Source organism: Luteococcus peritonei (assembly GCF_039526385.1).
Classification (GTDB): domain Bacteria; phylum Actinomycetota; class Actinomycetes; order Propionibacteriales; family Propionibacteriaceae; genus Luteococcus; species Luteococcus peritonei.
Map to the genome: position 1 here is coordinate 20,458 of NZ_BAAAIX010000013.1, position 20,973 is coordinate 41,430.

The following is a 20,973-nucleotide window of genomic DNA, read 5'->3' on the forward strand; positions in this document are numbered from 1 at the left end:
TGGTGAAGAAGAAGTAGCCCGGAGGGGCGGATCAGCTGGCGGGGGTGGCGATCGCCGAGGGCGAGGGCAGGCAGACCGTCGGGCTGGTGACCGCGATCTGGTGCGGTGCCTTCGGGTTGAAACCGGTGGCGGCATTGCCCACCCGCACCTCGACGGTGTGGTCGGCGCGGCCGTCGGCGGTCACCTTCGCGCCCTTGAAGAAGCCGGCCACCAGCTTGACCTCGGGATTGTTCACGTCGGCGCCGATGATCTGGGTGGCGCCCACCTCGACCTCGGTGTTGCCGGTCTTGGCGATGGTGAAGCCGGCGCCCCGCAGCTGGGTGGCGACGATCTTGGCCAGGCCGGACTTGGAACCGCCGTTGTAGACCTGGACCGTGACCTGCTTGGTGGTCAGTGCCTTGCCGACGTTCTGGTCCACGCACGGCACCAGCGGCGGCGGGGGCGGCGGGGCCACGACGTTGCGGTAGCCCCAGCGGGCCCCGAGGATGAGGATCGCGAGCAGCGCGAGCAGCGTGATGGGAGTGCCGAACATCCGCACGTACCGCTGCACTGGTTCTCCTCGGGTCTTGCCTGGTGGGCCTGTTGGGCTGCTCCCCGTGGGGGAGTGATCGGGTGAAGCCTACTTGAGTTCGAGGACGCGGGCGTGCATGGTCTGGCGCTGCTGCAGCGCGGCGCGCAGGGCCCGGTGCAGCCCGTCCTCCAGGTAGAGCTCGCCCCGGAAGCTGACGACATGGGCGAACAGGTCGCCGTAGAAGGTGGAGTCGTCCTCGAGCAGCGCCTCGAGGTCGAGGGTGCGCTTGGTGGTCACCAACTCGTCCAGCCGCACCTGGTGCGGGGCGATGGCGGCCCACTGCTTCTGCACGTAGCCGTGGTCCGGGTATGGCCGGGAGTCGCCCACTCGTTTGAAGATCACGGCTCGAGCCTAGCCTGAGCAGGACCCGCTGCCCGGCTTTGGGGCGCAAGGCGATGGCGTGGTGGACAAAGGTTCAGCCCTCCGCCGCCCCGCTCCCCGCCACGCGGGGCCGTGCTCGCCGCCCGGCAGCCCCGGCCGTGTGACAACCTTGGGGGCATGACTGAAGCAGCAAGCGAGGCCGTCGCCCAGATCACGGCCGGCTACACCTTCGACGAGCCCGCCATCGAGCTGGGCGTGCTGGTGGAGGGCGGGTCCCCCGTCCCCGAGGCGAAGGTGCGCATCCCGCTGGGGATGCTGAACCGCCACGGCCTGGTGGCCGGCGCCACCGGTACCGGCAAGACCAAGACCCTGCAGCTGATGGCCGAGCAGATCAGCAATGCCGGCGTGCCGGTCTTCGCCGCCGACATCAAGGGCGACCTGTCCGGGCTGGCCAGCGCCGGAACCAGCTCCGACAAGCTGCTGGAGCGCACCGGTGCGATCGGCCAGGACTGGCAGGGCGTCGCCAACCCGGTCGAGTTCTACTCGCTGGGCGGCCAGGGCCACGGCGTGCCGCTGCGCGCCACCGTCACCAGCTTCGGGCCGCTGCTGCTCAGCAAGGTGCTGGGCCTCAACCCCACCCAGGAGTCCTCGCTCGGACTGGTCTTCCACTATGCCGACACCAAGGGCCTGCTGCTGCTGGACCTGGAGGACCTGCAGGCGCTGCTCACCTTCCTCACCAGCGACGAGGGCAAGGCGGAGCTGAAGGGCATCGGCGGGCTGTCCAGCGCCACCGTCGGCGTCATCCTGCGCGAGATCATCACCCTGTCCGACCAAGGTGCCGAGGCCTTCTTCGGCGAGCCCGAGTTCGAGACCGCGGACCTGCTGCGTACCGCCCAGGACGGTCGCGGCATCATCTCGCTGCTGGAGCTGCCCAACCTGGTGGACCGTCCCGCCATGTTCTCCACCTTCCTGATGTGGCTGCTGGCCGAGCTCTTCCACGACCTGCCCGAGGTGGGCGACGTGGACCAGCCCCGCCTGGTCTTCTTCTTCGACGAGGCCCACCTGCTCTTCGACGGCGCCTCCAAGGAGTTCCTGGACTCCATCGCGCAGACCGTGCGGCTGATCCGCTCCAAGGGCGTCGGCGTCTTCTTCGTCACCCAGACCCCCAAGGACGTGCCCGACGACGTCCTGGCCCAGCTCGGCTCGCGGGTGCAGCACCAGCTGCGGGCCCACACCCCGAACGATGCCAAGGCGCTCAAGCAGACCGTCGCCACCTTCCCGAAGAGCCACTACGACCTGGCCGAGACCCTGCAGCAGCTGGGCATCGGCGAGGCCATCGTGACCGTGATGGATCCCGACGGTGCCCCCACCCCGGTGGCCTGGACCCGGATGCGCGCCCCGCAGTCGCTGATGGCGCCCACCCCCGACGACCAGCTCGACGCCGCGGTGAAGGCCAGCAGCCTGCAGGCCAAGTACGGCACCGAGGTGAACCGGGAGTCCGCCTACGAGGTGCTCAATGCCAAGATCCAGGCCAGCGCGGAGGCTGCCGCCGCGGAGGCCGCCGCCAAGGAGCAGGCCAAGGTGGAGAAGGCCCAGCAGGCCGCCGAGCGCGCCAGCGCGCCACGCGGCCGCGCCCGCGAGGAGAAGGGGATCGTGCAGGAGGTGGTGGGCTCCAGCGCCTTCAAGCAGTTCGCCCGCTCCGCCGGCCGCGAGATCGTCCGCTCCCTGTTCGGCACCCGCCGCCGCTGACCCGGCGGCGCCCCACGGGGTGCCACCGCCGGCCCGCACCAGCGAGGAGGCCACGACCCGTTCGGGTCGTGGCCTCCTGCCGTTCGTGGCCTCAGTGCTTGCGGTGGGGCAGCACCATCACCGGACAGATGGACTGGCGCACCACCTGGCGGGCGGTGGAGCCCAGCAGCACGCCGGCCAGCCCGTTCGCGCCGCGCGAGCCCACCACCACCAGTTCGGCCTCGTGGGAGGCGTGCACCAGCACCTCACCGGGCCGCCCGACGCTGACCCGGGTCTCCACGGCCACGTCGTCGCCGGTGCGGGAGACCTCGCGGGCCACCATCTCGCGCAGGTCCTCGTCGAAGGCCTTGGTCATCGGCTGGTACATCGACGTGTCCAGGGCCGGCAGGCCGGCCGAGAGCGCCGGGTCGTACTCCCAGGTGTGGATGGCCAGCAGCGTGCCATCGATGCGCCGGGCCTCGGCCAGTGCGGCGCGCAGCGTCTCGGTGGACTGCGTCGCGTCCTCGATGCCCACCACGACGGTGCCGCGTGCCCGGTCGTCCTCGGCGATGCCGGTCTCGGGGACCACCACCACCGGGCCACGGGCCTGCGCCACCAGGTGCGCCGAGACCGAGCCCATCGCCATCGCCCGGGCCGCCCCCAGGCCGCGGGTGCCCACCACCACCAGCTCGGCCTGCTCGCTGGCCCGCACCAGCTCCAGGGCGGGCTCGGAGTCGTCGACCATCACGGTCTCCAGGTCCAGCTCCCCGAACTCCTCGCGGACCACGGCCTCCGCCTCGGCCAGGTTCTTGCGGGCGGCCTCGGTGACCTGGCGGGTGAATTCGTCGACGCCCTGCCGCATGGCGGCGAAGACGCTGCCGCCGCGGCCCGGGACGCGCAGCGGGGGAGTGACGAGCAGGACGGTCAACCCGACCCCGGTGGTCTGGGCTCGTCGAGCGGCCCAGCGGGCCGCCACGTGGGACTGTGCGGAACCGTCGATGCCCACCACGATCCGGCCGGCGGTCCTGTAGCTGTCAGTGCTCATCGCGCGCTCCTCTGCGTCCGTCGTGGGCGCTGCCGGAGGGCCTCGCCCTTCGCCTCCATCGTAGTCCCGAGGAGCGCTTGAGGGGCAGGAAAAGACTGTCCTCAGCGGGGGAGGCCAGCGCTCAGGAGGGCAGCTTGCGCTGCGATGCGTCGGCGCGCACCAAGTCGCTGATCCGCTGCGACTCACGGGTCAGTGTCGCCACGTCCATATCCCCTTCCAGGAAGGCATTCCACAGCGCCTGGTGGTCATGGTTGGTGCCGTAGCAGTGGGTGAAGCGCCAGGAGTAGACCTGTTGCCCGGCGGCGGCCAGTGCCTCCAGCTGGGCGGCCAGGCCGGGGCGTGGATCGGCGGGCACCGCATCGCGCACCACGCTCACCAGCTGGTTGACGGCCGAGTAGCGGGTGGCCCAGCTGCGGCTGAACAGCTGGCGCAGCATCTCCCGTGCTGCTGCCGGATCCTCGCAGCGTCCGGGCAGGATCCACGGGTCACCGGGGCCGGCATGGAGGGCGGTGGCGGGCATCGCGGCACCGGGGCCCAGGGCAGGATCGGGCACCAGGCCCAGGTCGAAGCCGTCGGCCAGGTCCAGGCGGGCCAGCAGGGCACCGGCGGCCGGCACCAGCAGCACCTCGGAGTCCTGGGACCAGGCCCGGACCGCCTGCTCCCACGGACGGGACGAACCGCCCGGCTTCAGGAAGCCCTCCTGGACGCAGCTGCGCAGGCAGTGCAGGGCGTCCTGGACGCCCTCCTGGGCCCAGCCGTCGCTCTGCAGCTACTCCAGCCGGGCGAGCAGGCCGGTGCCGTGCTGGCGGGTGGCGGCCGAGATGGCCAGCCGCTGGAACCAGGTGGCGACGTCGCGTCCCCAGGTGAACAGGTACTTGCCCTGGGTACGCGCTGCCGCGCCCAGGCTCAGCAGCTCCTCGCAGGTGGTGGGCGGATGCCAGCCGTGCTGGCGGAAGAGTGCCCGTGAGTACCACAGGCCGTGCACCTGCCAGGTGGCCGCCAGGCCGCGCACCTGGCCGTCGGCATCGGTCTGCACGGTGCCGGGACGCAGCGACTCCCGCAGGGTGCGCTGGTCCACGCGCGCGGCGAGCACCGGTGCCAGATCCGCCAGCTGGCTGCCGAGCTGGCCCAGCCCGAGCTCGTCGGGGCCGGTGTTCAGCACCAGGCCGGGTGGGACGGCGTCGGCACGGAAGCGGGAGGTCAGCTGCCCGGCCAGCTCGGCCGTGCTGGTGGCGCGCAGCTGCAGCGAGGGGGTGGAGCGCCCCGCCGCGGTACCCAGCCCGTCCAGCCAGCTGGGAGAGAACTGGTCGTCCACCCACAGCTCCACCCGGGAGCCGGAAGGTACTCCGAAGGGGTTCTGCGCGGTGCTGGCGACGCTGGAGGGGGTGGCCGGGCCCACCGGCCCGGGGCCGGGCTCCCGGCGGCAACCGTTCAGGCCACCAGCCAGCGTCACCGCGCCCAGACCGGCCAGCAGCTGGCGTCGGCTGGCCCTCACCACTTCCAGCTGATCCCGTGGAAACGGCCCAGGGCTGGCTTGTCGACGATCAGGGCGCAGGTGCCGTTCGGGTGCGGGGCCACCATCCGGGTGGGATCGGGCTGGTCGACGCTGGGATCCTCCGCGTCGGCGACCGGACCGATGCCCCAGACCTGACGCGGCCGGGGGCCCAGGAAGTTGAGCGAGAGGGTGACCCGGCCGGTGGGCCGGGTGAACTTCACCAGCAGGCAGTCACCCGGCTCGTCGTGGGAGACCCAGGAGCGGGTGCAGAACTCGTGCACCTCGCCGCGGCGCAGGGTCCGGTCGAAGTGGAAGCGGGTGAGGTGGGCGTTGCGGTCCTCGGCGAGACGGCGGTGGTGCTGCTCGATCCAACCGCCCCACAGCGCCTCGGTGTCCAGGTCGAAGGTGCCGGAATTGTTGCTGAGCTGCAGGCCGTAGCCGTCGCAGCCGTCCACCAGGGCGCGCACCCGGCGCACCAGCAGGATCTCCTCCGGGGCGCGGTGCTCCCGGAAGGTGTAGGCATAGGTTGCCTCGAGGATCTCGTAGGGTCCCGACAGCTCGAAGGGCGGGTGCGCCCCCGGCCGCCCACCGCGGCGGTACCAGGGCTCCAGGTGAGGGACCCACTCCGGCAGCTTCTCGTTGATGGCCGCCCAGAGCCGTGCCGAGGGGTTCTCGCGGCCGACCTCGACATTGGCCAGCGTGGAGCGGGCGATCACACGGTCCAGGCTGTCCACCAGGTCCTGCTGGCGCATGCCGGCCGCCACTCGCTGGTGGCGCAGTGCCTGTCCGAAACCCTCCACCCAAGCCATGCTCGCATGCGGCGGGGGTCAGGCGTCAGTCCCGATGGGACCGTCTTGTTCAGTTGGTCGGTGGGCCACCGCGGGTGGTTGTCTGACCAATCAAGGCAAACAAGGGTTGACGAGAACAATCCCGCAAATTTGTGTTCAACGCATGATGTATTAGTGTTGTCAGTCGGTCCAAACGCAAAAAGTATTGAACAAGGAGTGCCTGTGAGCGTGCTGTCGGCGGCGACGCTGCTGTGGTTGGTGATGGACCCGCTCGGCAACGTGCCCTTCTTCATGACCGCGGTCAAGAAGGTGGCTCCTGAGCGACGCCAGTGGGTGATCGCGCGGGAGCTGCTGATCGCCCTGGTGGTGATGATCGGTTTCCTGTTCGCCGGCAAGGGCCTGCTCTCCGTGCTGCACGTCAGCCCGGAGGCGCTGACCGCCGCCGGCGGGGTGATCCTGCTGCTGATCGCCCTGCGGATGGTCTTCCCGACCCCCGAGAACACGCTCGAGGAGGTCGGTCTGGGCGACGAGCCCTTCATCGTGCCGCTGGCCGTCCCCTACACCGCCGGCCCCTCGCTGCTGGCCATCGAGATCCTGCTGATGAGCCAGGAGCCGGAGCGCTGGCCCGCCTGGCTGCTGGCCCTGCTGCTGGCCTGGGCCGGCAGCGCGGTGATCCTCTACCTGTCCGGTTACCTGGAGCGAATCCTGGGTGACCGGGTGCTGCTGGCCATGGAGCGGCTGATGGGCATGATCCTGGTGATGATCGCCATCCAGATGCTCTTCAGCGGCATCCAGGAGTTCTTCAAGCTCTGAGCCCCGGCTCAGAGGTGGCCCGCCAGCACCTGGCGCGAGCTGGTGCCCGGCAGGGTGATGGTGACCTCGTAGCCGCCCTGCTGGTGGCGCACCGCGAGGGTGCGTCGCGTGAAGGGCGCCAGCGTGATGCTGCGGTCAGTCTGGACCCCGTCGGCCACCAGCGCCCGCAGCTCGAAGCGGTGGGGGTTGAACAGGGTGGCACGCCCGCCGCGACGCGATGCGCGCAGCCGGACCTCCAGCTGGGGTTCCCCGTGGCGGCCCTCGATGTGGCGGTAGCCGCCGAAGGGGCCGTGCAGGCTCAGGTCGAAGCCCTCGGGGCACTGCCAGGCGGCCTTCAGCTCCCGGTGCGGCCCGACCGTGTGGGTCGAGGGGGTGGACTCCAGCGTGAAGGAGCGGGCGTGCACGGTCAGTGGCACGTCGTCGTGGTTGGCCAGCGAGGCCACCAGCGTGTGCCCCTGCAGCGCCAGGTCGATGTGGCTGCCGGCGGACGGCCGGACGGTGCCCTGGCTGCCGAGCACGGACGGAATGATCGTGAGAACGGACATGTTTTCTCCCCCGAGTGAGACTGCCTCCCACTGTGGAGCGTAGAGATGGTGGGGGCCGGTCTCCAGGGTGAACCGGATGCGTCCGCCGGGTGAACTCAGGGCTTCGTCAGGCTGGGCAACGGTCGGTCAGGCGGTCAGGTCGGGCTGGGCCGGCACCGGCTCGGCGAACTCCTCGGTGCGGCGTCGGGCCAGGAAACCGGCGAGCAGCACGATCATCAGGGTGGCCAGCGGCATCACGGTGAGTGCGGCGCGGAAGCTCAGGTGGTCGGACAGGGTGCCCACCAGTGGCGGCCCGACGAAGAAGGTGAGCCGCAGCATCCAGTTGACGATGGTCAGCCCCGACCCGGCGGGCAGCCCGGGCAGGTGGTGCGCGGTGTAGTAGACCGCCGGCACCAGCGTCGCCACGCCCCAGCCGGCGCAGGCGAAGCCCAGCAGGGTCAGCGGGACCGACGGGAAGGCCAGCGCCAGGCCCATGCCCACCGTCGCGATGGTGCAGCCCAGTCGCGCGGTGTTGCGGTCGCCCAGCGCGTCGACCATCCGGTCGCCGGCGAAGCGTCCGACGGTCTGCGCGCCCACCAGGCAGACGATGCCCAGGCCTGCCACGGCAGGGGTGGCGTGCAGCGAGTCGCGCAGGTAGAGCGCGCTCCAGGTGAAGCCGGAGTCCTCGATGCTGGCGGCGAAGGCGCCGATCGCGCCCAGCGCCAGCAAGTGCAGCATCAGCTGGCGGGGGATGCGGGAGCCGGCCGCGGCCGGCTCGTGCTCCTCGACGACCGCCGGGTCCGGTCCCTTGAGCAGGAAGGGGCGCAGCGACAGGTTGACCGCCAGCATGATGGCCGCCGCCACCAGGGCGTGCCAGGGCAGTGCCAGGTGGATCCCGGCGAACCAGGCGCCCAGCAGGCCGCCGCACACCGCGCCCAGGCTCCACCAGGCGTGGAAGGAGTTGTTGATGGAGCGCCCGTAGAGGGTCTGCACCCGCATGCCGTGGGCATTCATGGCGATGTCGGTGTAGACGTCGGTGGCACTCATCGCCACCAGAGCGAGGGCGAAGAGCCAGGCGTGCGGGGCGTTGAGCACGCAGCAGAAGAGCAGGATCTGCATCACCTGGGCCCAGGTGGCCACCCGGGCCGAGGTGGAGGCGCGCATCACGCGGGCGGTGAAGATGCCGGCCAGCAGGCCGCCGGCCGGCCCCATGGCCACGGCCAGGCCGAAGAAGGTGTTGGTCAGGTCCAGGTTGTCGCGGATCTCCGGGTAGCGCGGCATCATCGACGACAGCGTGGCGCCGTTCAGCCAGAAGAGGGCCGCGACGGCCCAGCGGGCGCGGCGTACCGGCATGGCGGGTGTGGTGGGCATGGGGTCCTTCGGCGGCGGTGACGAGAGCTGCGACCATGGTAACTGACCGGGTGGTAGCTGCTCGGGGAGCGGGTGGCCTCCGCTTCAGCGGCCAACCTGTTGTTCGACTGAGCGATCTGCTGATTTCCCTTGTCCCGCGGGGATCTCGGGGTTTACTTCTGCGTGCAAGCACAGCACGACGAAATGCCGGTCCGCCGGCATCCACGGTCCGCAAGGACCCCTTCTCGGGGGAGGAGGAGCCGCACGGGCGGCTCGCAGGAACCCCGCCCGAGTCGTTCGTCGCCCGCTCCCTCGGCCGATCTGCGGATGGCAGGCGGTCCGACGACTTGCCGCCAGGCGTCCCCGGACGCCGGGGCTGCCAGGCCCTTGATCCTGCACGACCATGTTTCGGCCCGCCGTCACCCCGGCGGGCCGAAACTCGTCCGGCCGCCGTTGGGCGGGTGTGCTGGACTGGAGGCAGGAGGTTTCCCATGGCATCACCGCTCGAGAAGGTCCGCACCCACGCCGCGGACTTCCTGCGCGCCCGCGTCGCAGGCCCCGACGCGCAGGAGCGCGCCCACCGGATCTGGGGCGTGGCCGGTGAGCGCCGCTTCAGCCCCGCGGACCCGATCTGGCAGGTGAACCAGGACCCTGCCATGTATGCCGGCGGCGTCTGCGCCCTGTTCCTGCAGTCCCTGCACCCCGGCCCGATGAAGGCCGTCGCCCAGCACGACAACTACCAGTCCGATCCCTGGGGACGGCTGCAGCGGATCAGCAACCACATCGCGGTGACCACCTACGCCCCGCTGCCCGACGTGGAGCGCCAGTTCGCGGTGGTGCGCGCCGTGCACGACCGGGTCAGCGGCGTCGACGACCTCGGGCGGCCCTATGCCGCCAACGATCCCGAACTGCTGCGCTGGGTGCACGTGGCCGAGACCTGGAGCTTCCTGACCGCCTACCAGCGCTGGGGCCGCGGCCACCTGGACGCCGCACGCGCGGACGAGTACGTGGCGCAGTCGGCCGAAGGTGGAGCCGCGCTGGGGGCCACCGGTCTGCCCCTCGACGTGGCGGCCCTGGAGCAGCAGCTCGAGGACTTCCGCCCGCAGCTGGCCTGCACCCCCGATGCGCTGGAGGTGGTGGACTTCCTCACCCACCGGGCCCCGCTGCCGGCCGTGGCCCGGCCGGGCTACCGGATGGTGATCAGTGGGGGCAAGGCGCTGCTGCCGTCCTGGGCGCGCGAGATGCTGCAGCTGCCCACCGCGCAGCGTGTCGTGCGCTCGCAGGCCGTGCTGGGACGGGCCGCGACCTCCCTGGTGGGCTGGGCGCTGGTGGCACCGGACGGCAGCCACGACCGGCTGCGCTGAACCGTCGCCGGTGGCGCGCCTCGCCCGGGACGGCTGACGACGCGGTCCTCGCAGGCCCTGGTCAGAGGTCGACGGGGCGCTGCGGCAGGATCTCGCGCATCTGGTCCAGACCGAAGAAGTCCACCACCGCCCAGGCATTCATCCAGCCCGCGTTCGGGTCGGCGCCGTTGTCCAGCAGGATGCGCACCGAGCTCTCGTCCTGCACGAACAGGGCGCAGGCCAAGGCGGTCTGGCCGCGCTGGTTGGAGCGGTTGGGGTCCGCGCCGCGTTCCAGCAGCGCCGCCACCAGCTCGGGATGGACGTTGTAGGCGGCCAGGATCAGCAGGCTGTCGCCCTTGTGGTCGGTCAGGTTGACCGGGATCCCGGCATCGACGAGGGCCAGCAGTCGCTCGGACTCGCCGGCTCGCGCCAGGTCGAAACAGCCGTTCAGGAGTTCCAGCTGTTCGTCGGTCAGTTCGGGGGCCTGGTCGTCGGACATGTCACCAACCTAGCCGCCCGCGCAACGGTGCCGGCCACCGGTGTCCAGCGCCGGTCGGCGCGGCGCCCTCGGCTGTCACCGGTTCAGGGGACAGGCCGGGGCTCGCGGCAGCGCCTGGCCTCGCCTGAACCGGTGCGGCAGGAGGCACCGGAGCACCCGGGCGCGTGCCGCCTCGGGGGAGGCCACGGACCCGTGCCGTGACGCCACCGCCGCCCGTGGACGCACCGCCTGCCGCACCGGCCCCGCGCCGGGTTCAGCTCTCGAAGTAGCCGTCGCGCTCAGCATGGCCCAGCGCATCGGGCACCCCGTTGACGGTGCGGCCCAGCTGGCGGTACTTGCCGGAGACCCGGCGCAGGTAGGTGTCCACGGTGGAGTCCGAGGCGGGCGGGTTCATCAGCCGGCCCACCGACTTGCGCGGGATGCCCTGGTGCAGCAGCTCCAGCACCTCGATCTCGCGCGGGGCCAACCGCGGGGTGAGGGTCTCGTCCTTGATCAGCACGTGGGCGAGCTGGGAACTGACCGCGAACTCGCCGGCGGCTGCGGCCCGGATGGTGCGGATCAGGCCGTCGATCGGGTCGTTCTTGAGGGCCAGGCCCAGGGCGCCGGCCGCCATGGCGCGTCGGATCGGCAGCGGGCGCAGCTCCGCGGTGTAGACCACGCTGGGGATGCCGAGCTCGTCGAGCTGGGCCACCACGCCGGGGCCCTTGAGTCCGTCCTTGAGCTGCAGGTCCACCAGCACCACGTCCACCGGCTGCTGCCGGATCCGTTCGAAGAGCACATCGGGCTCCGTGACGGCATGCACCAGCAGCAGCTCGCCGATGGAGGCCGACTCGACGGCCTGCAGCCCGGCCAGGACGACGGGATGGTCGTCGACGGCGGCGACGCGCAGGGTGGGCAGGTTCATCGCGTGGTCACCGCCAGCCGGACGAAGTCGGGATCGTGGTCCATGTGTCCTCCAATGTCGTGCATTCTATGGTTCCAGTTCCGTGTCTGCTCGGCGCTCGCCTCCAGCACGACGGCCGTGACGGCTCCGCCGCCCGAGCTGAGGGTCACCATCTGGCCGGGCCGGACCGGCCGGCCGAGGCAGAGCGCCAGCAGCGTGGCCGTCTCCAAACTGGCGGGACCGTCCTGGTGGCTCAGCGAGGACTGCACCTGCCAGCCCTCCGAGCGCAGCCGTGCCAGGTGCTCGCTGAAGCCGTGGTGGCCCGGACCCAGCAGCAGCTCGTCGCGCACCGAGGACTCCATCGAGCGGGCGGTGGTCCGCACCTGGTCGTCCGCGGCGGACAGCTCCCCGGCCGCCACGGCGCGGATCATCGGCAGCGCGTCCTGGGTGACCCGGTCCGACCAGAACTGCTCGATGCTGGCCACGTGGCGCAGCCGGGCGGTCGCGTCGCGGGCCCGCTCCACGCGTCGCTGCTGCCGCTCGGCATGGGCCGCGATCCGCTGGGCCAGCAGCATGGCCGCATAGATCACCACCACGATCATCGAGGTGGCCGCCACCGAGCCGACAAGGTGCTCGCTGGTGTAGCCCGTGCCGAAGCGACCCACCAGGCTGACCACCATCAGCAGTGGCAGGGCCAGTCCCATCGCCATCGCCACCGGATTGGAACGGGAGTGCATGGCGAGCTGGACCATCGGCGTGAGGCCCCAGGCCATCCAGAAGAAGTACATGCTGGCCGGCTGCTGCGGCACGGTCATGATGTTGACGAACCAGGCGGCCAGGGCCACCCCCAGCATCAGGGCGACGGCCGGCAGCGAGAGGCCACGATCCGGCAGCCGCAGCGCATTCCACACCCCGATGGCCAGGCAGAGCACCGTGAGCGCCACGAGCGGCCCCGAGCCCGGCAGCTGGGGGGCCAGCAGGGCGGTCATGCAGGCGGTGGAGACCATGCCCGGCCAGGCGCAGGCCACCAGGATGCGTCGGGTGGCGGCGGCAGAGTGGTCGGCCAGCCGCGGTGCCCGCACCGCGGGACCGGCCTGCGGCCACAGCAGGGTGACGACGGTGCCCTCGCCGGGGGCGGAGGTGACCTCCGCCTGCCCACCGATGTCATCCATCCGCTCCAGCAGGGAGTGGCGGATGCCGAGCCGGCCACGAGCCTGCCGGCTGGTGTCGAAGCCCCGCCCGTCGTCGCTGACCACCACCCGGCAGCCGTCCTCGCCCCAGGCGTCGAGCCGCACCGTGGTGCGGCGGGCCTGGGCATGGCGCTCGACGTTGACCAGTGCCTCGTGGGTGGCGGCGGCGATGGTGGTGGCGACGGCGGCGGGCAGCTGGGGCGAGCGACCCTGCACCCGACCGGCCAGCCGCTGCAGCACCGGATCGTCCTCAAGCTCCTCGTGCAGCCAGACCGCGCGGGGCCGGCCGTCGGGGCGGTCCAGCTGCTCCAGGGTGTCGCGGCACTCGCGCACCGCCTGCTCGGAGGCCACCAGCTCGCGGTCCTCGCCGATGGCGTGCAGCGCGTGCAGGACGTGGTCGTGCAGGATCCGCGCCGCCTCTCGCCGGCCCTCGTGCTCGGCGCGCTGCGCGGTGTGGACGCTGCGCAGCTGCTGGATGCGTTCGTTGGCCCGGTCGTGCTCGCGGGCCATGGTGCCCAGGCCGCGGCCGAACAGGAAGAGCAGCACCGGGGGCTGCACCACGAAGACCTCGTCCACGGCCAGCAGGGGCGTCATCCGCCAGAAGAACAGCGGGCCCATCAGCTCGATGGCGACGGCCAAGGGCACCGCCGGCAGCAGGTAGCGGCGGTACTCGCGCGGCTCCAGCACCGCCATGGCGTGGGCCAGCACCGGGATGGACCACCAGCCGGGGCAGTACAGGTCGCTGGGATGGAAGAGGTCTCGGTGCGGCACCAGCAGGGCCATTGTGCCCAGCAGGCCGGCCAGCTCGACCACCAGGACCAGGCGTGAGCGCAGCCGCAGCAGCAGCGCGAGCGTGGTCAGCGCCAGGGTGGCCAGCAGCAGGAGGTGGCCCCAGCGGCCCGGCTCCCGCAGCACCGGCGGGGTCCCGGCCAGGTCCTGCAGCGAGAGCACCGCCAGCAGCGGGACGGTGGCCAGCCCCACCCAGCGCAGGCACTCCTGGACCGCGCCCAGCCATGAACGGGCCCCGGGCGCCGCAGCGGGTGCGGGCTCGTCGGGCTGGGCAGGGACGGCGGGGGTCGTCACTGCGGGGAAGCTGGTCACGAAGGTCCTTCGTCGGCAGAACCGAGGGGAGCGAACCGGTCGGCGGGGGAGGTGGAGACGGGAGCGGCGGCGGGGAAGTCGGCTCCTCGTCCATCCTTGCAGCACCGCAAGCCCATCCCAAGCAGGAAAGCCTGACGATCAGCTGCCGACTGTCCCGCACCCCTCGCCGGAGGCTGGGGCGGACGACCAGGCGGCCTCCCGCCGGGCGTGACACGATGGCGGGATGGTCTGGGTGCTCGGGTGGACGGCGCTGCTCCTGGCGGGTGTGCTCGCCGGGCTGTGGTGGCGCGAGCGCCGGGCCCGACAGGCCGCCGAGCGGCAGCTGGAAGAGCTGGAGCTGCTGGTGCGCCAGCGTCTGGAACGTCCCGACGTCTTCGGCCACGAGGTGCGCACCCCGCTGGCGCTGATCAGCGGCGCGGCGGAGCTGCTCGCCGAGGAGAGCCCCGGCCCGCTGAACGCGTTGCAGCGTGAGTTCGTGCAGACCATCGCCACCAATGCCCGCCAGGTGGTGGGCATGGCCGAGGACCTGCTGGTGGAGGCGCGGCTGGCCTCCCAGCTCTTCGAGCCGCATCGCGTGCCGGTGGACCTGCGGGTGCTGGTGCGTGAGGCGGTGCGCGAGGTGCGCCGGATCAACACCACCCGGATCGACCTGGTCAGCCAGGGCACGCCGCTGGTGGTGGACGTCGACCCGGACCTGATGCGCCAGGCGCTGTGGAACCTGGTGAACAATGCGGTGCGCCATGCCGGCCCCGAGGTGTGCGTCACCGTCGAGCTGACCCGCGGCGAGGGCGAGGCCGTGGTGCAGGTCTGCGACGACGGCGAGGGGATGTCGGCCACCGAACGCGAGCAGCTCTTCGAGGCCTATGTGGTGGGCTCCTCGCGACGCCCCGGGACCGGGCTGGGCATGATGATCACCCAGCAGATCGTCGGGCTGCACCAGGGACGGATCCTGGTGGACAGCGCACCCGGCCAGGGCACCGCCATCTTCCTGGCGCTGCCGCTGCACGAGGTCGAGGAGGACAGTGATGGGCGATGACGCGCCCCGGGTGCTCGTCGTGGACGACGAGACCCAGATGCTGAGCATCGTGGCCTTCGCACTGGAGACCCAGGGCTTCCAGGTCACCACCGCCCGCAGCGCCGAGGAGGCCTGGAGCCGGCTGCGCCAGGAGCACGTCGATCTGCTGGTGCTCGACGTGACCCTGCCGGGCGCCTCCGGGGTGGAGCTGTGCCGTCGGGTCCGCACCACCTCCGAGGTACCGGTGATGATGCTCACCGCGCGCACCACCGAGGACGACCGGGTCAAGGGCCTGCTGGCCGGCGCCGACGACTACGTCACGAAGCCCTTCAGCCCGCGCGAGCTGGCGCTGCGCGCCCAGGCCATCGTGCGTCGCACCGGTCACCTGCGGGTGGGTGAGGGCACGGTGGTGAACGGGCCGTTGGTGATCGAGACCGATCGCCGTCGCGCCCGGGTGGGCGAGGAGGTGCTGCGGCTCACCGACGTGGAGCTGCGCCTGCTCACCGCACTGGCGCGGCGCCCGGGACAGGTGGTGGGCTGGTCGGAGCTGCTCAACGAGGTCTGGTACACCGGCGAGCACGCCGGTGGCCGGGAGATGATCAAGACCACTGTCTACCGGCTGCGCCAGCACCTGGGCCCGGAGCGCGACTGGATCACCGCCGTGCGTGGGGCCGGCTACCTGATGCCGCTGCTCGAGGCGGCGGACTGAGGTGCAGCCCACGGCTCGCCGGTTGCTGCGCCCGGCCCTGCTCTGGCTGCTCCTGCTGGGTCTGGGCCTGGCGGCCGTCGGTACCCAGCACGGCCGTCCCCAGCTGCGGGTGGTGTGCAGCTCCATCGAGGACCTCTGCCAGGAGTGGGCGCACGACTTCGCCAGCAGCCACGGCGTCGAGGTCTCGATGGTGCGGATGAGCAGCGGCGAGGCGCTGGCCCGGATCCGGCGCGGCGGCGAGTTCGACCTGTGGCACGGCGGCCCCACCGACTACTACGAGGTGGCCCGCGACGAGGGCCTGTTGCAGCCCTACGCCTCGCCCGAGGCGGCGGCGGTGCCGGCCCCGTTCAAGGCCTCCGACGGAGCGTGGACCGGCGTCTACCGCGGCCTGCTCGGCTTCTGCTCCAACCGCCAGGTGCTGGACCGGTTGGGCGTGGCCGTGCCCCGCACCTGGCAGGACCTGCTGGACCCCCGGTTGGCGGGCCAGGTCTCGATGCCGGACCCGCAGACCTCGGGCACCGGCTGGACCGTGCTGTGGACCCAGCGGGAGCGCACCGGCAGCAGTTCGGCGGCACTGGACTACCTGGTCCGGCTGGACCGCAACGTGCTGCAGTACCCCAGCTCCGGCACCGCCCCGGCCGGCATCGCCGGACGCGGCGAGGCGGCCGTCGCCATCACCTTCACCCAGCACTGCGTGAAGGCGCACGACGAGGGCATGACGGACCTGGTGGTCAGCTACCCGCGCGGCGCCACCGGCTACGAGGTGGGCGGCGTGGCCGTGCTGGCCGGCACCTCCCAGCCCGACCTGGCCCGCCGCTACGTCGACCATGCCGTGGGGCGCCGGGCCCAGGAGCTGGGCCGCGCCACCAGCTCGCGCCAGCTGCCCACCCGGCCCGATGCCGTCACCGACGCCCGCCTGGAACTGCCCGCCGGTACGCAGGTGGTGCAGGGCGACCCGATCCGCGCCGCCGCCCAGCGCGAGGAGCTGCTGCGCGGCTTCCGCGATCGGGTGCTGCGATGAGCCCGCGCCGTCGGGCCGCGCTGGCCTGCCTGCTGCTGGTCCTGCTGCTGCTGGCGCTGGTGACGCCGGTGGCCGCCACCGCCCTGGGCAGCCGGGGCCGGGCCGCCGCCGTGACCACCCTCTCGGCGCAGGCCCCGCTGCTGGGCAACACCATGCTGCTGGGCGTCCTGCAGGCCAGCCTGACCCTGCTGCTGGCCTCCCGGATGGCGCTGCTGGCCACCCGCCGGGCCCCCGGCCGCCGCCTGGTGCACCTGGCCTGCCTGGCGCCGCTGCTGATGCCGCCCTACACGATGGCGCTGGCGCTGGTGGTGACCGCCGGTCACAACGGGCTGCTGCGACGCCACGGCGGTGAGCTGCTGCCCAGCGTCTACGGGCTCGGCGGGATGGTGGTGGCCGGTTCGCTGTCCCTGCTGCCCCACGCCTACCTGGCGCTGCTGGCCGCCGAACGCGCCGTCGACCCCGGCCTGGTGGAGGCGGCGCGCAGCCTGGGCCTCAGCCCCGGGCAGGCGCGGCGACGCGTCGTCTGGCCCCGGCTCGCCGCCGTCGCGGCGGCCACCTGGCTGATGGTCTTCGCCGAGGCGATCACCGACCTGGCCAATCCGTTGGTGCTGGGCGGTGGCTACGAGGTGCTGGCCAGCCGCGTGCAGCTGGCCGTGGTGGCGGAGTCGGACCTGCCGGCCGCTGCCTCGGCCGCACTGCTGCTGAGCGTGCCCACCATCGTGGTCTTCTTGCTGGGCGGCATGGTGGGGGCACGTCCCATCGCCGTGCGCGGCCTGGTCTCCCTCAGCCGGGCGCCGGCCCCCGCGCAGCGGGCCCGCCCCGACGAGGTGGTGCTCGGCTGGCTGGTGGCCGGAGGTGTGCTGGCCCTGCTGGGCTCAGTGATGGTGGGCGCCGTGGTGCGCGAGATCGGCGTCGACGACCGCCCCACCGCCGTTCACCTGGCCGACGTGGTGGCCGGCCCGCACACCGTCGCGCTGGGCAACAGCCTGTTGCTGGCCCTGCTGGTGCTGCCGCTCTGCGGCGGCCTCGCGCTGCTGCTGGCGTGGGCACTGCGCTGCGGCCCCGAGCCGCTGCCCGCCCCGGCGCGGCTGGCTCGCCGGCTGCTGGGCGTGCTGGCGGCGCTGCCCGGCGTGGCCGTCGGGCTGGCGCTGTTCATGGTGCTGCTGCGACTGGCGCCCAACCCGTCGACCGCCTGGCTCGACCCCTTCGGCTGGGGGGCTGCACTGGCGGTGGCCGTGGTGCACCTGGTGCGCACCCTGCCCGGCACGGTGCAGCCGGTGCTGGACGCCCTGGACCGGCGCGGCCAGGAGCTGGACGAGGCCGCGCGGGTGCTGGGCGGCAGCCGCCGGCAGCGGTCGCGGGTGGCGCTGCCGGTGGTCGGCGGCGCCCTGCTGCCGGCACTGGTGGCGAACTTCAGCCGTACCCTGACCGCTGTGTCCTCGGTGATCCTGCTCAGCAACTCCCACGTCCCGCTGCTCAGCGTGCGCGCCCTGGTGGAGAGCGGCTCGGGGCGGGTGGGCAGCGCCTGCGCCATGGCGGTCTGCCTGGCCGCGGTGACGGGAGCGGTCACCCTGGTCTGCGCTCCCGGGCGGGGGCGGCCATGACGCTGCAGGTGCGCGGTCTGGGCCGTCGGCTCGACGGCCGGTGGCTGGTGCACGGCGCCGATCTGGAGCTGGAGGCCGGCCGCACCCTGTGTGTGGTGGGTCCCTCGGGCTGCGGGAAGACCAGCCTGCTGCGGCTGCTGGCCGGGCTGGACCGGCCCGATGCCGGCAGCATCGTCGTCGACGGCCGGGACGTGACGCAGCGTCCGGCCGAACGGCGGCCGGTGGCGATGGTCTTCCAGTCCGAGACGCTCTTCCCGGAGCTCACCGTGGCGCAGAACATCGGCTTCGGGCTGCAGGCTCGTCGGGTGCCGGCGGCACGCCGTGAGGAGGCGGTGGAGGTGGCCCTGCTGCGGCTCGGCCTGACCGGACTGGGCGATCGCCTGCCGCACCAGCTCTCCGGCGGCCAGCAGCGCCGGGTGGCGGTGGCGCGCTCGCTGGTGCTGCGGCCACGGGTGCTGCTGCTCGACGAGCCGATGGGCGGGCTGGACGAGATGAGCCGCGCCCAGCTCTCCCGCCAGCTGCGCACCCTGGCTGCCCGCGGCCTGTCCCACGGCGGCGGCACCGCGGTGGTCCACGTCACCCACGACCAGGCCGAGGCCCTCTCCTCCGGGGACCTGCTGGCCGTGATGGACCAGGGGCGGATCCTGCAGCAGGGCACGCCGCGCGAGGTCTTCACCCGCCCGGCCTCGGCCCGGGTGGCGGCCTTCCTGGGACGCTCCAACTTCCTCGACGTGGACCTGTTGGGCGCCACCGGCCGGCCCGGCGCGGCGCAGGCCAGGGTGCACGTGCTGGGCCGCGACCTGCAGGTGGCCTGCCACGACGAGCTGCTGGGCGCCGCCCCGGGAGGCGCCAGCCTGCTGGTGCGCCCCGGTTCGGTCCAGCTGTCGCCGGCCCCCGAGGCCCCGGTCGCCCGGGCCCGCGAGGTGCACGGCGACGTCGGGATCGTGCAGCACGTCGCCTACCTGGGCGACCACCTGGATGTCGTGGTGGAGACCGAGCGCGGCACTGTGGTGGCGGCCTGCGCCCCCTCGGCGCGCTGGGTGGCCGGCGACGGGGTGCGGGTGCAGGTGGTGGGCCAGGAGTGCTGGGTGCTGGCCCGGCAGCGCTGAGGGGCCGGGCGGCCTCGACGCCCGGATGGTGCCCGCGCCGGCCGACGTGAGTCACCCGGATGGTCACAGCCCCGGACGTCACAGCCCGGACGATCACAGCCCCGGACGGTCACAGCACTGTGACCAAGCGTCACCGTCGCGGACTGCCGGCGGCCGGCGGCGTTGCACAGGATGAGGGGGTGAACAGCGACGTTCCCGCGTCGCCCTGTCCCGAGACCTGGAGAACGACATGTCAATCACCCAGACCGAGCCGCGACGCAGCTGGCTCGCCAGTCCGCCGCCGGCGCCGCGGCTCAGCGAGAGCGAGCAGGCCGCCCGCTACCCGTCGATGCGCCTGCGCGTCTTCCTCGGCATCTTCCTCGGCTATGCCGGCTTCTACCTGATCCGCAACAACATCCCGCTGGTGGCCACGGTCCTGATGGACCAGGGCAAGCTCGACAAGGTCGACATCGGCATGATCGCCAACTCCGCGCTGATCGCCTACGGCTTCAGCAAGTTCTTCATGGCGACGCTGTCCGACCGGTCCAATGCGCGCTACTTCCTGCCGCTCGGCCTGGCCCTGTCGGCCCTGGTCAACCTGTGCATCGCCTTCATCCCGGCGCTGAGCGCCAGCGTCGCGGTCTTCGTCGTCGTGATGTTCGTCAACGGCTGGTTCCAGGGCATGGGCTGGCCTCCCTCAGGCCGCGTGCTGGTGCACTGGTTCAGCACCAACGAGCGTGGGTGGAAGACCGCCATCTGGAACTGCGCCCACAACGTGGGCGGCATGGCCGTCGGCGCCCTGGCCGCACTGGGCCTGTCGATCACCTCGAACCAGTGGCAGGCCGCCTTCTGGCTGCCCGCGCTGGTGGCGCTGGCCGTGGCCGCGATCGCCTTCGTGCTGATCCGCGACACGCCGGAGTCCATCGGCCTGGCGCCGATCGAGGAGTACCGCAACGACCCGGCCAAGGTGGAGACCACCGGCGCTGAGAAGCTCAGCTACTGGGGCACCATCGCCAAGCACGTGCTGCTGCGGCCCACCATGATCTACCTGGCGCTGGCCAATGTCTTCGTCTACGCACTGCGCTACGGCGTGCTCTCCTGGACCCCGACCTACCTCAAGGAGGTCCACAAGGTGTCGGTGGCCAAGGGCATCGCGGGCTTCAGCCTGTTCGAGCTGGCCGGCATCTTCGGCACCCTGGCCTGCGGCCTGGTCTCGGACAAGCTCTTCAAGGGCAACCGCACCCGCACCGGCATCGCCTTCCTCACCGGCGTCGGCATCTTCCTGGTGGCCTACTGGCTCTCCCCGGTGGGCACGCCCTACTGGCTGCTGATGGTCTACCTGTTCTTCATCGGCGGCTTCATCTACGGCCCCGTGATGCTGATCGGCCTGCAGGCGCTCGACATGTCGGCCAAGCACGTGGCGGGCACCGCCGCCGGCTTCACCGGCCTGTTCGGCTACGTGATCGGCGCCACCATGGCCTCCACCGGTGTCGGCTGGGTGGTCAAGCACTACGGCTGGAGCACCACCTTCGCGGTGCTGACCGCCTGCGTCGTGGCCGCCATCGTGCTGATCGCGCTGGTGGGCCCGGAGGAGAAGCGACTGATGGAGTCGCACCGCCTGGCCAGCAACCGCTGACCGCAGCACCCGTGACCGGGTCGTCCACCGCAGAGCGCGGTGGGCGCCCCGTCGTGCATCTGGGGCGGTGGCGTCTGGTCGTCGTCCCCGGCCAGCGGCTCGCCGGCTCCTTGGCGTGCTGCCGTGATGGGTCCTGCAGAGGGGCTCGTCATCACGCCCGGTGGCGTGCCATCGCGGCTGGCGCGTGCGGATCACGGCCGGTGGGTTCGCATCGCGGCTCGCACGTTCGCATCACCCCTGCTGCAACAG

20 protein-coding genes are annotated in these 20,973 nt (G+C 72.2%); 9 read left to right on the forward strand and 11 right to left on the reverse strand.

Translation table 11 applies throughout. The features are described 5' to 3' along the window. Positions 1-31: 31 nt before the first annotated feature. Together ABD073_RS05225 and ABD073_RS05230 are read right to left on the reverse strand one after the other, a co-directional pair. Complete coding sequence (locus tag ABD073_RS05225; RefSeq protein WP_343872851.1) at positions 32-550, reverse strand: LytR C-terminal domain-containing protein; 519 nt, start codon at positions 548-550, stop codon at positions 32-34. Positions 551-619: 69 nt separating this feature from the next. Further along, positions 620-913 carry a type II toxin-antitoxin system VapB family antitoxin gene (locus tag ABD073_RS05230; RefSeq protein WP_343872852.1) on the reverse strand — a complete coding sequence of 98 codons (294 nt, stop codon included), beginning with the start codon at positions 911-913 and terminating at the stop codon, positions 620-622. Between the two features lie 156 nt (positions 914-1,069). Here ABD073_RS05230 and ABD073_RS05235 point away from each other — a divergent pair, with 156 nt between their 5' ends. After that, positions 1,070-2,641 carry a helicase HerA-like domain-containing protein gene (locus tag ABD073_RS05235; RefSeq protein WP_343872854.1) on the forward strand — a complete coding sequence of 524 codons (1,572 nt, stop codon included), beginning with the start codon at positions 1,070-1,072 and terminating at the stop codon, positions 2,639-2,641. A gap of 91 nt (positions 2,642-2,732) precedes the next feature. Here the strand turns inward: ABD073_RS05235 and ABD073_RS05240 are convergent, their stop codons facing one another. The 4 genes from ABD073_RS05240 to ABD073_RS05255 all read right to left on the reverse strand — a co-directional run bounded on the left by ABD073_RS05240 (position 2,733) and on the right by ABD073_RS05255 (position 5,969). After that, complete coding sequence (locus ABD073_RS05240; RefSeq protein WP_343872855.1) at positions 2,733-3,665, reverse strand: universal stress protein; 933 nt, start codon at positions 3,663-3,665, stop codon at positions 2,733-2,735. A 121-nt stretch (positions 3,666-3,786) separates the two neighbouring features. Continuing rightward, positions 3,787-4,290 (reverse strand): hypothetical protein, encoded by a 504-nt coding sequence (locus ABD073_RS05245; RefSeq protein WP_343872856.1) that lies wholly within the window; start codon positions 4,288-4,290, stop codon positions 3,787-3,789. A gap of 144 nt (positions 4,291-4,434) precedes the next feature. Continuing rightward, positions 4,435-5,160, reverse strand: a complete 726-nt coding sequence (locus tag ABD073_RS05250) for a type 2 periplasmic-binding domain-containing protein (protein WP_343872857.1) — start codon at positions 5,158-5,160, stop codon at positions 4,435-4,437. Then, on the reverse strand, positions 5,157-5,969 hold the full coding sequence (locus ABD073_RS05255; RefSeq protein WP_343872858.1) for a helix-turn-helix transcriptional regulator: 813 nt from the start codon (positions 5,967-5,969) through the stop codon (positions 5,157-5,159). The genes ABD073_RS05250 and ABD073_RS05255 overlap by 4 nt, the downstream gene beginning before the upstream one ends. A 201-nt stretch (positions 5,970-6,170) precedes the next feature. Here ABD073_RS05255 and ABD073_RS05260 point away from each other — a divergent pair, with 201 nt between their 5' ends. Continuing rightward, on the forward strand, positions 6,171-6,761 hold the full coding sequence (locus tag ABD073_RS05260; RefSeq protein WP_343872860.1) for a MarC family protein: 591 nt from the start codon (positions 6,171-6,173) through the stop codon (positions 6,759-6,761). A gap of 8 nt (positions 6,762-6,769) precedes the next feature. Here the strand turns inward: ABD073_RS05260 and ABD073_RS05265 are convergent, their stop codons facing one another. Beyond that, complete coding sequence (locus ABD073_RS05265; RefSeq protein ID WP_343872861.1) at positions 6,770-7,306, reverse strand: phospholipase domain-containing protein; 537 nt, start codon at positions 7,304-7,306, stop codon at positions 6,770-6,772. Positions 7,307-7,432: 126 nt separating this feature from the next. After that, positions 7,433-8,656 (reverse strand): MFS transporter, encoded by a 1,224-nt coding sequence (locus ABD073_RS05270; protein WP_343872862.1) that lies wholly within the window; start codon positions 8,654-8,656, stop codon positions 7,433-7,435. 470 nt (positions 8,657-9,126) lie between these two features. On the opposite strand from ABD073_RS05270, the gene ABD073_RS05275 reads away from it, so the two are divergent. Continuing rightward, a complete protein-coding gene (locus tag ABD073_RS05275; RefSeq protein ID WP_343872863.1) occupies positions 9,127-9,999 on the forward strand; it encodes an oxygenase MpaB family protein in 873 nt (290 codons plus the stop codon). A 61-nt stretch (positions 10,000-10,060) separates the two neighbouring features. On the opposite strand, the gene ABD073_RS05280 is transcribed toward ABD073_RS05275, so the two are convergent. The 3 genes from ABD073_RS05280 to ABD073_RS05290 form a co-directional block, all read right to left on the reverse strand. Further along, positions 10,061-10,477, reverse strand: coding sequence for an ankyrin repeat domain-containing protein (locus ABD073_RS05280; protein WP_343872865.1), 417 nt, complete (start codon positions 10,475-10,477; stop codon positions 10,061-10,063). Positions 10,478-10,730: 253 nt separating this feature from the next. Next, complete coding sequence (locus tag ABD073_RS05285; protein WP_343872866.1) at positions 10,731-11,381, reverse strand: response regulator; 651 nt, start codon at positions 11,379-11,381, stop codon at positions 10,731-10,733. Continuing rightward, positions 11,378-13,651 (reverse strand): sensor histidine kinase, encoded by a 2,274-nt coding sequence (locus ABD073_RS05290; protein ID WP_343872869.1) that lies wholly within the window; start codon positions 13,649-13,651, stop codon positions 11,378-11,380. The genes ABD073_RS05285 and ABD073_RS05290 overlap by 4 nt, the downstream gene beginning before the upstream one ends. 223 nt (positions 13,652-13,874) lie before the next feature. On the opposite strand from ABD073_RS05290, the gene ABD073_RS05295 reads away from it, so the two are divergent. The 6 genes from ABD073_RS05295 to ABD073_RS05320 all read left to right on the forward strand — a co-directional run bounded on the left by ABD073_RS05295 (position 13,875) and on the right by ABD073_RS05320 (position 20,724). Beyond that, positions 13,875-14,687 carry a sensor histidine kinase gene (locus ABD073_RS05295; RefSeq protein WP_343872871.1) on the forward strand — a complete coding sequence of 271 codons (813 nt, stop codon included), beginning with the start codon at positions 13,875-13,877 and terminating at the stop codon, positions 14,685-14,687. Beyond that, entirely contained in the window at positions 14,677-15,375 is a 699-nt protein-coding gene (locus ABD073_RS05300; protein WP_343872872.1) for a response regulator transcription factor, read from the forward strand. The genes ABD073_RS05295 and ABD073_RS05300 overlap by 11 nt, the downstream gene beginning before the upstream one ends. Before the next feature lies 1 nt (position 15,376). Next, complete coding sequence (locus ABD073_RS05305; RefSeq protein ID WP_343872874.1) at positions 15,377-16,396, forward strand: ABC transporter substrate-binding protein; 1,020 nt, start codon at positions 15,377-15,379, stop codon at positions 16,394-16,396. Then, positions 16,393-18,000, forward strand: a complete 1,608-nt coding sequence (locus tag ABD073_RS05310) for an ABC transporter permease (protein WP_343872875.1) — start codon at positions 16,393-16,395, stop codon at positions 17,998-18,000. Before ABD073_RS05305 ends, ABD073_RS05310 begins: the two co-directional genes overlap by 4 nt. Next, positions 17,997-19,109, forward strand: a complete 1,113-nt coding sequence (locus tag ABD073_RS05315; RefSeq protein ID WP_343872876.1) for an ABC transporter ATP-binding protein — start codon at positions 17,997-17,999, stop codon at positions 19,107-19,109. The genes ABD073_RS05310 and ABD073_RS05315 overlap by 4 nt, the downstream gene beginning before the upstream one ends. 229 nt (positions 19,110-19,338) lie before the next feature. Continuing rightward, positions 19,339-20,724 carry an MFS transporter gene (locus tag ABD073_RS05320; RefSeq protein ID WP_343872877.1) on the forward strand — a complete coding sequence of 462 codons (1,386 nt, stop codon included), beginning with the start codon at positions 19,339-19,341 and terminating at the stop codon, positions 20,722-20,724. Positions 20,725-20,973: the final 249 nt, after the last annotated feature.

Bases quoted from the DNA above. Each gene is read 5' to 3' on its own strand.
- ABD073_RS05235 (WP_343872854.1), top strand. From the start codon at position 1,070: ATGACTGAAGCAGCAAGCGAGGCCGTCGCCCAGATCACGGCCGGCTAC.
- ABD073_RS05240 (WP_343872855.1), bottom strand. From the start codon at position 3,665: ATGAGCACTGACAGCTACAGGACCGCCGGCCGGATCGTGGTGGGCATC.
- ABD073_RS05255 (WP_343872858.1), bottom strand. From the start codon at position 5,969: ATGGCTTGGGTGGAGGGTTTCGGACAGGCACTGCGCCACCAGCGAGTG.
- ABD073_RS05265 (WP_343872861.1), bottom strand. From the start codon at position 7,306: ATGTCCGTTCTCACGATCATTCCGTCCGTGCTCGGCAGCCAGGGCACC.
- ABD073_RS05270 (WP_343872862.1), bottom strand. From the start codon at position 8,656: ATGCCCACCACACCCGCCATGCCGGTACGCCGCGCCCGCTGGGCCGTC.
- ABD073_RS05275 (WP_343872863.1), top strand. From the start codon at position 9,127: ATGGCATCACCGCTCGAGAAGGTCCGCACCCACGCCGCGGACTTCCTG.
- ABD073_RS05280 (WP_343872865.1), bottom strand. From the start codon at position 10,477: ATGTCCGACGACCAGGCCCCCGAACTGACCGACGAACAGCTGGAACTC.
- ABD073_RS05285 (WP_343872866.1), bottom strand. From the start codon at position 11,381: ATGAACCTGCCCACCCTGCGCGTCGCCGCCGTCGACGACCATCCCGTC.
- ABD073_RS05295 (WP_343872871.1), top strand. From the start codon at position 13,875: ATGGTCTGGGTGCTCGGGTGGACGGCGCTGCTCCTGGCGGGTGTGCTC.
- ABD073_RS05300 (WP_343872872.1), top strand. From the start codon at position 14,677: ATGGGCGATGACGCGCCCCGGGTGCTCGTCGTGGACGACGAGACCCAG.
- ABD073_RS05310 (WP_343872875.1), top strand. From the start codon at position 16,393: ATGAGCCCGCGCCGTCGGGCCGCGCTGGCCTGCCTGCTGCTGGTCCTG.
- ABD073_RS05315 (WP_343872876.1), top strand. From the start codon at position 17,997: ATGACGCTGCAGGTGCGCGGTCTGGGCCGTCGGCTCGACGGCCGGTGG.
- ABD073_RS05320 (WP_343872877.1), top strand. From the start codon at position 19,339: ATGTCAATCACCCAGACCGAGCCGCGACGCAGCTGGCTCGCCAGTCCG.